Origin of the sequence: Proteiniphilum sp., assembly GCF_034927365.1 — a bacterium.
GTDB lineage: Bacteria > Bacteroidota > Bacteroidia > Bacteroidales > Dysgonomonadaceae > Proteiniphilum.
Map to the genome: position 1 here is coordinate 1 of NZ_JAYFQD010000036.1, position 13,486 is coordinate 13,486.

The following is a 13,486-nucleotide window of genomic DNA, read 5'->3' on the forward strand; positions in this document are numbered from 1 at the left end:
CCTGACAGGAACCATAAAGTTGATGACGGTCAACTACTACGACGACTATGCTTTCCTCAACATGACCATGACCGCGAATAAGGACAGCCTTATTTTTCTTGGCAAAGGGTATGACGCCCAATTCACAAGCACCCGGGGAAACCTGACTGGCACGCGTGTCTACCAACTGGATGATCCGGCCAAATTTACCGTATCGGCCATATACTACGACCACAGGGGAAGGATCGTACAGCAGCACTCGTCGAACCACCTCGGGGGATATGACAATGAATACTTCACATTCACCTTCTCCGGCAAGGTAAAACAACGGATGCTCGTGCATTCGGCCACGAGCAGCACCACCCGTGTGGAAACTTATTACTACAATTACGGAAATCCTACCACAAACCCTACCGAGAGGCTTCTGGACTTAAAACACAGGCTGTCGCCCAACACCGCACAGATCACGATGGCTGTCTATACTTACGACGAAATCGGACGTTTAAAGACGAAGGGGCTGGCTACCGAAACCTCCACCTACAGTTACAACGTGCGAAGCTGGCTGACACGGATAGAGGGATCGAAATTCAACCAGACGCTAGCCTATAATGCACCCGTGAATGGCGTCACTCCCTCCAAAGCGTTATACAACGGCAATATCAGCGCCATGAAATGGAAGTCGGGCAGTGAAACCGTGGAACGGGGGTACAAGTTCACCTACGACGGTCTGGACCGGCTCACGGCCGCAACATACGGGGAAGGCGCGAACATCACTTCAAACCTGAACAACTACAACGAGGCCATGACATATAACGACAAGATGGGAAATATCAGGACACTGGTGCGGCGGGGCAGGCTCGACAGCGGGTATGGGGAAATCGACAACCTCACCTATACCTACACCGGGAACAGGCTGACCAAGGTTACCGATGCGGTCACAACGCCGATCACCTACCAGGGTGTCTTCCACTTCGTGGACGGGACCAATGCGCCCGAAGAGTACACCTACGACACCAATGGAAATATAACCAAAGATTTAAACAGGAATATCACCTCCATAACGTATAATGAATTAAATTTGCCAAAAGTTATTACCATGTCGGGTAACAAGTCGGTTACCTATGGTTATGACGCGGCTGGACGTAAGCTAAGCGTAGTTTACAAGTCGGGGACGACGACCACGACCAGCAGGGACTATGTGGGCAACAAGGTATACAATAACGGCACGTTGGGCATTGTGCTGACGGAGGAGGGCTATGCCACGGTTTCGGGAACGCCGGCATACTATTACCACCTGAAGGACCACCAGGGCAACAACCGGGTGGTGATCAGCCAAAGCGGGGCGGTGCAGGAGGTGAACCATTACTACCCGTTCGGCGGGTTGTTTGGGGAGGGGGTACAGCCTTCAATCCAGCGGTACAAGTACAATGGAAAGGAGCTCGACCGGGAGTTCGGGCTGGACATGTACGACTATGGAGCACGTCATTACGATGCGGCCTTGGGTAGATGGTTTACGGTGGATCCGCTGGCGGAGAAGTACTATTCTATTTCTCCGTACGTGTATGTGACCAATAATCCAATTAGGTTTATCGACCCTGACGGCAGGGATGTTTGGGAGATTAATGATGTAGGTAAAATCGTCAATCGTATAAAAGATAAAATGCAAGATGCATTTTATATGGTTGATAACAAAGGGAATAGGACATACACTACCGATGCTGATGGTAATAAAAGCTATAATTCTATTTCTTTTGAGCACGGGACAATAACAGATTCTCAAAAGGCAGGCGGTTTGTTCTTTAAAAAAGATGCTACAAGTTTTTCTGTTGGAAACGAAGCTTCGGGCGCAAGTTTATTTAAGTTTTTTGCTGATAATACAAAAATAGAATTTGGCTTGATAAACACACAGAGCAACGGCTCAACGGTTATGACTAACCATAAAGAAGGTTCGGTTAAGGCAAGTTTAACAGCTCAACAATTAAGTGATAAGTGGCAAACAGTTACTTCTATTATACACAATCACCCCAATAGTACCCAACCATCAGGATTTAGAGCAGGCGATACAAGTGGCGATAAATTCGCAGCCAATATCTTACCTAATGTTGACCGATATGTATATCAACCCAAGAATAATGCTTTGGTTATGTATGATAACAAAAGTATTATAGGAACAATGTCTTGGAATATGGTATTTTCCCCTGCTACAATAGTAGCACCAAGATTACGCACTCCTCACACATTCTATCCTGGTGTTGGATTACCACCACCTTAATACTCTTATTGATATGAAAATGAATAAATTATTTGGCATTATATTTATGGTTTTCAGTTTTATGTCTTGTCAAGCAAAAAAAGATAATATTATGCTGACAGATTTTACCAAAGAGTTGATTTCTATGTATATCAATGACGTTGAAAATCTCAATGCAAAAAACAGAAAAGATGAAATAATAATTATCTCTAATACAGACTCATTGCATTACTATCTTTCGGTTTTTGCCAATAACAGCAAGGAATATAAATTTTGCAGAGAGGATTTTATCGGGCAAACTTCGTATTCAGGGCATTTAATTAGAGCATTTGGTAGTGAAAATTCAAATTTCTACTCTGTAATCAGTGAAATTAAAACACAGAAACGGTGTGGTGATAATTTTACTGAATACGACCCGTCCATTTGGAGGATTTGTTTTTTCAAAGACCTGTCTTTCTGTAAAATGAAGACTTACAAGGTTACTGCCGATAGAGATATATCAGCAATTCAGAGTTTAGCACAAAAGTTCTTTGAAACTTCAAATGTACCTGTCGCAAATAATGAAATTTATCAGATTGCAGAGGTCGAAATCGCGCCCGAATTTGCATTAGGAGAAGACAGTCTGCGACATATAATAAATTCAAATTTTGCGGTAAAGAGGAATAATATGCAAGGAAAAGTTCCTGTTGTTGTTAGCATTTTGATAGATAAGAACGGTAAAGCTACGTTGAACAATATTAGTAAAAGTTCCAATGACACGGAAATAGACAACGAAGCATTGCGAGTTGCTAAAATTATCTGTCAATATGAGTTTGTACCTGCTTCACATAGAGGGGAGAAAGTGAACGCCCTCTTTCCTGTTGTATTTTTGAGGAATGATATAGTTCCTTAATTTCAATTTTAATATGTTTGAAAGCCCCGCAATCCTGCGGGGTTTTCTTTTTCGGGGCGGGGTGGCTTTGCCACTAAAGGGAAAGTTTTAAGGCAAAATTTTTGCCTGTCCGCTGTCCGTCTCTGTTCGTTTTGGTTGTGAGTACGAAGTTATAGTATGCTACAAAGATACGAGTGTAACTTTTTTGTGTAATTCAAATCGGATAAAATTAGATGGAATTACATATAAGATAAAAAAGCTGCGAAACAAGCATCTTCCGAAGGAAGAACTTTAGCTCGCCAAACCGATAGAGCACAAAGGGTGGCGAGGGGAGATAACCCGCGACAATCCAGGGTGGAGGCTGCTCGAAAGGCAACACAAAGGGCTGAAAATTATGGTAGTACACAAGCAGCAGCTACAAGTGTAGCAACTTCAACAGCAATATCAAAAGGAACAAATACTGTAATAGAAGATGAAAAGATTAAGAATAAATAAAAAAAACTTATTAGAATGGCTTATAGCATTATTATTATCTTTTTTTGCACTTTATATGCAATCTAAAAGTATAGAAATTGCTTTCTGGATGACAATATCTGTAACGGGCATGTTCTTTTTTAATTTTGCGGTTTGCATATATTACCGAGATTTAAAAGCCAACCGGTTCAAATTCAAGGATGCAGCAACGCCTAAAAGTTGGATGTATTTTGGATTTTTCGTTGGAGGTTCTATTATTGCTTTCTTAGTATTTTTGCCAAAAATATTCTGGGTTTACGCAGGAATAATGAGCGGTTGTCTCTGGGTCGTATTATTCATTTATGATTTGATCAAGAATGGCCTGCGGTGATTTTTGAATATCCGAAAGATTATGTTTTTATAGTACGAAAACCCTTAAAAACATATATTGAATCCCGTTGGTCTATAAAAGATTGGCGGGATTTTATATTTTAAGGAGACACTTGTTTAGACTTACCAGCCCTTATGAAACCAGGAGATAAACTTCACGCTACCTGCTGTAAAGCCATGCCTCCAATACCCTCAGCGGCTTCGAGGATGAGTACCTAGCCTACACCGGAAACCAAATCACGAAAGTCACGGATGCCGTAACACCCCTGGTCAACGACCCGGCAGCATTCCATTTCGCGGACAGGGCAGACCAGACTGTTGAGTACGAATACGATAAGAATGGTAATTTAAAGAAAGATTTAAACAAGAATATTTCCTTGATAACGTATAATCCATTAAATTTGCCAAGCGTCATCACCTTTTCGGGGAACAAATCCATTACCTATTGCTATGACGCCGCGGGAAGTAAGCTAAGCGTAGCTTACCTGTCGGATGGTGTGACTTCGAAAATAGAATATGCCGGCAACAAAGTTTACAATAACGGCACATTAGGCATGCTGCTCACGGAAGAGGGGTATATAACCCCGGGGACAACTCCCACCTATCATTATTACCTGAAGGATCACCAGGGCAACAACCGGGTGGTGGTCAACCAGACGGGTACAGTACAGCAGGTCAACCACTACTATCCCTTCGGGGGATTGTTCGGTGAAGGGCTGCAGAACTCGAACCAGCGCTACAAGTACAACGGCAAGGAAATCGACTGCAGTTTCGCACTGGACATGTATGATTATGGTGCCCGGCATTATGATGCAACCCTCGGCAGGTGGTTTACGGTAGATCCCTTGGCGGAAAAATATTATTCTATCTCTCCGTATGTGTATGTTGGAAATAATCCAATAAACTTTATCGATCCCAATGGAATGGATATTTGGGAGATTGATATTCAAGGTAAGATTAAAGACAGAATTAAAGACGAAGGCCAAGATGCGTTTATTATGCTGGATGCGGATGGAAATAGAACGTCTAACAGTATCAGTTTTAAGTTTGGAACAGTAAAACATGAAGATAAATATGACAAGGATGGGAATCTACTATATGACAAATTTACTATTTCAAAAGAAAGCGCATCAAGTGCATTTGAGTTTCTTGCAGACAATACAAATGTTGAGTGGGGATTAACCGAATATCGCAAAGGGGATTCAAAAATTCTCACATCTTATGATGAAAGCTCTCTATCAAAAGGCCTACTGGACGCTGAAATTTATAGTGATTTTTCCTCCTTTGGCAATAATTATAGCTTTATCCATAGCCATCCTGGCGGGATCCCTTATCCTTCAGGATTATACGATAAAAATTCGATATTGGAGAAGCCAAGAAAATGCAGGTGTTAGGCTTTGTAAAGTTCCAGATATACTTACCCGGAACCAACGGGAAGTATGTTCGCGAAAACTATATTCAATATAATTCAATATCCATATATCAAGATTTCAGAGGACATCCATGGGCAAAATATGCCCGTCCATAAACAACAACACTCAGCATATGAAATTTTCAGCTATCATTATAATTATAGTTTCATTTCTCTCGTGTACAAACAGAAAGAACGATCAAGTCTACACCCCGCGTCATATTTTTTTTATACCTCAATTAGCGGTAATTGACACCTCATATCAAAAAAAAATTGAGGACATAATCTTTGATTCCCCTTGCTTTAATAAAGATCGAAAGTTCATTGAAATGATATTTGATTCTACAACTCTATTTGTTTCACAAAGTAAATTAGTGGGATACGAAGAGACTATTAAGGATATTTACGGCGGTTTTTATCCAATCGAAAATGATTCATCATACGTCTTTATTGTTAGGAATACCGGAAAGAATATACCTCCCAATGTTTACGAAAAGATAAATGGGGGGATTGATATCAAAGATTATATTGGCAATGAAATGGCATCTGATGTGGACTGGCTTATGGAGAGAAACGGTAAAGAGCTAAAATTATCACGATTCTTGTGTCCTTAAAAAGTTCATAAGTCGGTATTTATTTAAATGATTTCCGCTTCGTGGATGATGTGAATGTTAGAATCTGCCTTTATGTTTTGCAATTTGGAACTAAACGCCCAATATTCGTTACAGAACGGAATGGACATAAAGGGTATAGCCCGATTTTTAAGGCATAACTCCCTAATCAACACCCAACTCTACACCCATATTGCAAACCGATAAAAAACGGCTTCCACTTCTTTGAAAAAGGGATTTTTTTTAATCCCTTTTTTGCGCCTGTATCCGAACTATTTTAGTGACTTTATGAATCCTTGTTGCGTAAAAAGAATGGGTTACGTAAAACTCCACATATTAGACCAACAGTATAAAAACAGTGAATTAACCCAATCCTCACTAAACAATAAATATTACTTTTATAAAATTTAATTAGTTTTTTTCGTTTAAATTTTCTCTTATTATTTGTTTAATAAAAATTATATATTACTTTTGCCTCTATCATATATGCATAAACATTCATTCGATATAATGACTTGCGTATACAGTTAATACATTTATTCTCTAATAGTATATGTTATATTATTAAAAGATTAATCATCATGAAAAGGATTCTCATCTGGCCCCTGATTAGCGGCTTGTCTTGATTCTATTATACAATAGCAACAATCTTTATTCATAATTGATAGACAATGCCTCATCCATAAACGTTCCAGTCGCGTTTGTAAGATCTCAAATTTCCGGTTTTATCAATGACCAAACAACACCTATTATAATCATGAGAAAATCTATGAAACGAAATGTACACTTTACTATTTTTGTCCTGTTGATAGCAGCAGATGGTCTATCCCTGTTCGGACAAGCAGTGGAGAACAAAACTTACATAATCCCGCCGGATGTCCCCGTCATGTCACCCGAAGCTGCAGCCGTGATTAAATATACAGATTATCCGGTGGAGCCCTCCTCGGGTATTCCTGACATCACTATTCCTCTTTATACCATACAAACAGGAGATATCACACTCCCGATCACCCTTACCTGTCACCCGTCAGGGTTGCGTCCCAGGGAAAACAGCGGGTGGATAGCTACAGGATGGACATTAAACGCGGCACCGTCCGTCGTGCGAAAAGCCAACGGCCTGCCGGATGAATTGAACTGGAACGAATACAGGGGATTCCTACATAACGACCAGAGAGGAAGCTACGACCAGACCTACCTGAAAAAACTGGTGGAGAAAGGAATTTATGATGAATCGCAAGACGATTATTACTATCAACTGCCTGGCGGCGGCGGGAAACTGTTCATGCGCCAGTTACCGACCTACGGGTTTCAAATGATCCCGGAATCGGACAAGGAAGTACAAGTGTTGGGGACACCCCAGGGAGGTGCCAGTTTCGGCCGTATAACAGACGGGAATGGCATACAATATTCTTTTGACGGCATCGCGGAAATCTCCTATTACAAGTCGATGCAGTATCCCACCCGGTGGTTGTGCACCTCGATTGAGTCATCCCACTATCCCCAGACCAGTACAATCGGGTTCGAATATACCGATTTCGTGGAGACATACCATCACATCACCTCAAACCTGAAGGGATCCATGATAGTAGAGGACCGGCGATGGAAAGAAGGGGCTTCAGAGGGCTCTCCAGCAATGACTTCAAGGTTTATCATCGATTCCATATATGGTGCAAAGAGAATCTACTGGATAAGGTATAACAACGGAAGGATGGAATATACAGATACACATGAAACCATGGATATTGATATAGGTTATGAGGGAAGTGGGAATCCTAATGGAAATAATGTGAAGGAAAGAAAACTGAAGAAGATAAATTTCCCGTATGGGAGTGTAGAGTTCATGACGAGCGGCAACCGGCTACAATCCATTATCGTGAAAAATGACGAAGGGAAGATATTGAAAACAGTAACGCTCTTTACATCCCGGTACAACCCCTATACGGAACTTATCAAGCTGGACAGCGTGAAGATCTTTGATGCCGGTGAAGGAGAAAAGAAGTATACCCTCCAATATCTGGATGTCAACTACGTACCCGCCCAAACTACCCAGGCAATCGATCACTGGGGATATTTCAACGGAAAATTTCAAAATGACCAGAATGCCATTCCCAAAGGCTATTTTAGCGCGCAAACCTATTCGGGACCCGGCGGGGGATTTCTCACCAACGGGATTGCCAACCGTGAAAGCGATGGTTGCGCCATGGAAGCCGGAATGCTTTCTCTGATAACAGACCCACAGGGTGTCTCCACCCTTTTTGATTACGAAGCCAACAAGGTCGCAATCAAAGTTGAACCTTTTTCCACATGGCCCTGGAATACCAACGGCGAACCGATCTTTTATTTCAAGGAGGTGGGAGGGCTCCGGGTTGTAGAGGTCAAAGTAACCGGTTCCAATAATTTTTTCAAACGGATCTGGTACGATTACGGGATAACGGACTACCGGAATTATGGAGGAAGCTATGAACCGCGGAACGAGATGGAATGGGGCGGAGGGATCGCTCCGCTGATGGTTACCATAGATGATTACTGTTATACCCAGACAAAAAACATATATGATGAGAACAAGAGACTTATCCAGACTTCCCGGCTACGTACATTTACCACCAACCCGGTAACCAATATAACTTTCCCTAACGGGAGGACTGTCATCTATACCAAGGTGATGGAAAGGGTGTTTGCCAGTGGTGAAGAGGAGAAACGTACCGTCTATTATTACAGGGAACCCAATGTCAATCCCTTCACATGCATCCTGGGACCAAGGATAACGGGCGACGGCGACCTCTACGAAAACTTCGATTTTGAAATCAGGTACTCGTTCCGCTCCAACAGTGGAGGATTCTTCCCCCACAGGGAACAGTTTTATGGCTCCAGTGATTTCTATCCGCCTTATCCTTACGACACCTACGTGGAAAACTGGTATTACAAAAACTCGGGAAAATTATACAAGAAGGAAGAATATACCGGCGACAGGTTAACCTACAAGGAAGAGCTCCACTACCCGGACAGGATAGGACAACCTCTTCCGGAGGGCGCGGTAGAGATCTTCCCCATAGAGGGGTACAATGGCAGTCAAGTGATATGGGGTACAGGCAGTTATCAATCTGCTATCGCCACGGCCGAGTCTTCATCCCTGAATGATTGGCTGGATGGGCAGAAGGCCTATCTGAGAGGACATCTGGTAATCGACAAGGCCGGCTATATGCCTTTCACGAAAAAGACGATGACCCGTTACTTTGCCAATGGCAGCAGTATTGTCACTACACAGGATTATGAATATCTGCAGACACAAAGGCATAAAAACCCTTCTGCGATTATTACCCGCGCAAGCAATGGCCAATACCAGAAAGACCAGTTCGGATATACCTATATAGAACCCAATATGTATAAGCTTTCGAACCATGTGCGGAAAGTAGATGAAAAGGAAATCACCACCGCTGTCACATTCGAAGGGCCACATACCAAGACAATATCCAAACGGGTTGACCTGAACGGTGAGAATATTTATGTCCCCGGAGAATTTGTCGAGCAGGCAAGTTATAAATATTACAAGAATAATATTATCAACATCAAGCAACTGGGTCAGCCCGAAATAGGGTTTATATGGTCCTACAGGAACCAGTACCCGATAGCCAAACTTGTAAACATACCCTATTCCGCCTACTACCCGTTGGCTGTCGCCTTGAGCAATACCGATCCCACCGCCCAGGATTTCAATACCATAAAAAATCTGCAGGCAAGTTACCCCGATGCCCATATAACCACCTACCAATACAAACCGTTGGCAGGGATAACTACCATAAGCGACCCTTCGGGCAAGACCAACCGGTTTGTATATGATGACCTGGGACGGTTAAGGCTTCAGAAAGACGTGGAGGATAAAAAAGTAGTCGAATACGAGTACAGGCTGGCAAAGTATAAGAACAGCGGAGGATCTTCCATCCCGAATCCCCCGTTAATCATCAGTTTCCAGCATTACCAGGACCAGGCTCCCTTTATCCTTTACTCGAGGGCAAACAACTTCTATATAGACATAATCGGTGGTTCGGGAGGATACAAGTGCAAGTGGAAAATAAGCGCGACAGACTCAGGCACCGGTCAAACGGATACCTATGAGCAACCGGACTATGTGGTAAATGACAACAGGATGACACTGTCCGTTCCCGGCACAACAAAGAAAGGCAGGGCTACCGTTACCTGTACCGTAACCGATACAGGCTCCAATGAGCAAAAGACGGAATCTTTCTGGTTTTATTATGACATACTATAATTAAAAAAATAGAACGATGAAAAAGCTATTCTATATCACCGCCCTTTTTATCTGTTCCGGATTATACGGGCAGATAAACCCCGATATGCTTCATGTAAGAACGAAGACATACCTTGACGCAGGCGGTTCCAATGTGCTTGATATCATACAGTATTTCGACGATGCCGGCAGGCCGGTGCAATTGGTAGAACGTGGAATAACCCCCTCGGGGGCTGACCTGGTCACCGCGCGCGATTTCGATACCCGCCACAGGGAGATTGCCACAAGGCTGCCGTTTCCCGTGCAGGGAAACAACGGGGCTTTTGTTACGGGAGTCCTGGAAAAGGGAAGAGCCTTTTATGGCGACCAAAGCCCATATACTAAAATAACCTACGACAACGCCCACTCCGAAGCCGTTGCCGCCACTTACGGCCCCGGCCAGGACTGGCACAGGACATACGGCAGCGACAGCAAGGCAGTGAAAACCGAGTACATGGCAAACACGACATCCGGTGTATTGTCATGTGCGCGGTATACCTGCGGCATAAGGATGGATATCTCCATCCGGAAAACGGGGATGTATCCCGCGGGCAGCCTCTGGGTTGCAAAGACGACCGATGAAGATGGACACATCTCCTACGAATTCAAGGATATGTTCGGGCAGGTGGTGCTCATCCGACAGATGAACGATGCCGTACAGAACGACACCTACTACGTGTACGATGATTTCGGCATGCTGAAGGCCGTGCTGCCACCCGCCGCATCGGATGTCCTGACCGCGGTAAGTACCACATGGACCGAATCGACGGCAGCCATAGGCGACTACGCTTACCTTTACTGGCATGACGACTATAACCGCTGTGTCCGCAAGAAACTCCCCGGATGCAAACCGGTGGAGATGAGGTACGACAGGGAGGACCGCATGGTTTTCTCCCAGGATGCCAACCTGAAGGCAAGGAACGAGTGGATGTTCTCCCTCTACGATGCATTGGGCCGCCAGGTAGTGAGCGGGATATGGGTATCCGCAACGGTCCCGGACTTGACGAATACCGTGGTCAAGGCGGGTTATGACTCCACCCCAACCGGCACCAGACTTGGCGGGTACAACGTGAACCTGAACCTGCCCGCAACAGTAAGGCTGATGACGGTGAGCTATTACGACAATTACCGGTTCCTCGACCTGCAGATGAGCGCAACCAAAGACAGCCTCGCCTTTTCGGCGGCGGGAGGGACCACCCAGCATGCGCAGCCGAACGGGTTGCCCACCGGGAGCCGCACCTACCGCCTGGACGATCCCTCCGGATACAGCGTTGCCGCCATCTACTACGACCTCCGCGACCGCGTGATCCAGACACGCGCATCCAACCACCTGGGAGGATACGACAAGGAGTATTCCACCCATACCTTCACCGGCAAGATCAGACAGCACAGGCTGGAACACTGGGCACCGGACAAGAAATTCTATGCCGAGACCTATACTTACTATTACGGGAACCCCCAGGCAGACCCGGCCGAACGGCTGGACTCGGTTACGCACCAGTTGAATACGGCCCCGAAAGCCACCCTTGCCCGCTACAGCTATGATGAAGCCGGGAGGACTAAAACAAAAAAAGTGGCCAATGAAACCTCCACCTACCACTATAATATCCGCGGCTGGCTCACACAGGTTACCGGCACGAAATTCAACCAGACGCTCACCTATAATGCCCCCGTGAACGGGGTCACACCCGCCAAGGCACTGTATAACGGCAATATCAGCGCCATGAAGTGGAAGTCGGGCAACGAGACCACCGAGCGGGGCTACAAGTTCTCCTACGACGGACTGGACCGCCTCACCGCCGCAACATACGGTGAAGGCGCCGCCATCACGACCAACCTGAACCGGTTCAACGAAACCGTCACCTACAACGACAAGATGGGAAATATCGGCACGCTGCAACGGCGGGGGAACCTGAACGGGGTGGACAGTTACGGGCTAATGGACAACCTCACCTATACCTACGCCGGAAACAAGCTCACAAAGGTCACCGACGCAGTCACTACGCCCATCACCTACCAGGGAGCCTTCCATTTCGTGGACAGGGCCAATGTCGCAAACGAGTACACCTATGACGACAATGGAAATTTAACGAAAGATTTGAACAGGAATATAACCTCCATTACATATAATGAACTAAATTTGCCGAATGTGATCACCTTCTCCGGCAACAGGAGCATCATCTACGGTTACGACGCGGCGGGAAACAAGCTGAGCGTGGCCTACCTCTCCGATGGGGAGCCCACGAAGATGGAGTATGTGGGAAACAGGGTGTACAATAACAACATGATGACAACGCTCCTTACCGACGAGGGGTATATTGACACCGGCACCACGCCCGTCTACCACTACTACCTGAGGGACCACCAGGGCAACAACAGGGTGGTAGTCAACCAGGCCGGCACGGTGGAGGAGGTGAACCACTACTATCCCTTCGGGGGAGTGTTCTCCGAACTGGCGCGGCCATCCATCCAACGCTACAAGTACAACGGAAAGGAACTCGACCGCAAGTTCGACCTCGACATGCTCGATTACGGGGCAAGGCATTACGATCCTGCACTCGGCAGGTGGTTCACGGTGGATCCCATGGCGGAAAAGTATTTATCTTTCAGTCCGTATGTGTATGTGGGAAATAATCCTATCATATATGTGGATTGGGAGGGAAGAGAAAAACTAATATATTATCATTATCCTACTTCAAATTCCAAACACGCGGCGATGTATCCGGATAATAAGGCAATCAATGTTTTTACTCATGGCAGCAACGAAATATTAGAGTTACAAGGTTTTGCTGGTATTTCCAAGTCGAAAGTAACTAACGGTAAGGGACTGAAAGTATTACTCTCCCGAGATAGTGAAACCTGGCAAAACAGGAAGGAGGGAGAACAACTTACGATCATATTGTATTCATGTGATGTCGCCGAAAAGAGAGCCGACGGAAGCTCCCTGGCAGAACAGTTGTCCTCGAGTCCTGAATTTAGGGACCATGTCATAATAGCACCGGATAAAAAATTTATTTTACGCGAAGATAAAGATAAATTACAATATATAGGGGTGTATGGGATAAAATATAGAAATGGACAGATAATTGAGGATAAAACAGATATGGGCAACTGGTTGGTATATCAGAATGGAAAAGTCATACGGACGATACCGGGAAATCAAATGCCTGGGCAGGAGGAAGAGGAAGAGGAAGATGACAAGCCAACATGGGGTGAGGTCTATGATTTTATGCGG

General features: G+C 44.9%; 7 protein-coding genes. All 7 read left to right on the plus strand.

Features of this window, described 5'->3' with window-relative positions; genetic code table 11:
* Nucleotides 1-2,251, plus strand: a 2,251-nt coding sequence (locus tag VB073_RS16930; RefSeq protein ID WP_323405368.1) for an RHS repeat-associated core domain-containing protein, incomplete at its 5' end; no start/stop codon positions are given.
* A 19-nt stretch (nt 2,252-2,270) separates the two neighbouring features.
* Entirely contained in the window at nt 2,271-3,122 is an 852-nt protein-coding gene (locus tag VB073_RS16935; RefSeq protein WP_323405369.1) for a TonB family protein, read from the plus strand.
* A 451-nt stretch (nt 3,123-3,573) separates the two neighbouring features.
* On the plus strand, nt 3,574-3,945 hold the full coding sequence (locus VB073_RS16940; RefSeq protein WP_323405370.1) for a hypothetical protein: 372 nt from the start codon (nt 3,574-3,576) through the stop codon (nt 3,943-3,945).
* A 376-nt stretch (nt 3,946-4,321) separates the two neighbouring features.
* Nucleotides 4,322-5,338, plus strand: a complete 1,017-nt coding sequence (locus VB073_RS16945) for an RHS repeat-associated core domain-containing protein (RefSeq protein ID WP_323405371.1) — start codon at nt 4,322-4,324, stop codon at nt 5,336-5,338.
* A gap of 151 nt (nt 5,339-5,489) precedes the next feature.
* Complete coding sequence (locus VB073_RS16950) at nt 5,490-5,969, plus strand: hypothetical protein (RefSeq protein ID WP_323405372.1); 480 nt, start codon at nt 5,490-5,492, stop codon at nt 5,967-5,969.
* 766 nt (nt 5,970-6,735) lie between these two features.
* Complete coding sequence (locus VB073_RS16955) at nt 6,736-10,233, plus strand: hypothetical protein (RefSeq protein WP_323405373.1); 3,498 nt, start codon at nt 6,736-6,738, stop codon at nt 10,231-10,233.
* Between the two features lie 16 nt (nt 10,234-10,249).
* Nucleotides 10,250-13,486: RHS repeat-associated core domain-containing protein (locus VB073_RS16960; protein WP_323405374.1), on the plus strand; the 3,237-nt coding region annotated here is incomplete at its 3' end.

Excerpts from the sequence above, each read along its gene's own strand:
- VB073_RS16935 (WP_323405369.1), top strand. The coding sequence starts at position 2,271 with ATGAATAAATTATTTGGCATTATATTTATGGTTTTCAGTTTTATGTCT.
- VB073_RS16940 (WP_323405370.1), top strand. The coding sequence starts at position 3,574 with ATGAAAAGATTAAGAATAAATAAAAAAAACTTATTAGAATGGCTTATA.
- VB073_RS16950 (WP_323405372.1), top strand. The coding sequence starts at position 5,490 with ATGAAATTTTCAGCTATCATTATAATTATAGTTTCATTTCTCTCGTGT.
- VB073_RS16955 (WP_323405373.1), top strand. The coding sequence starts at position 6,736 with ATGAAACGAAATGTACACTTTACTATTTTTGTCCTGTTGATAGCAGCA.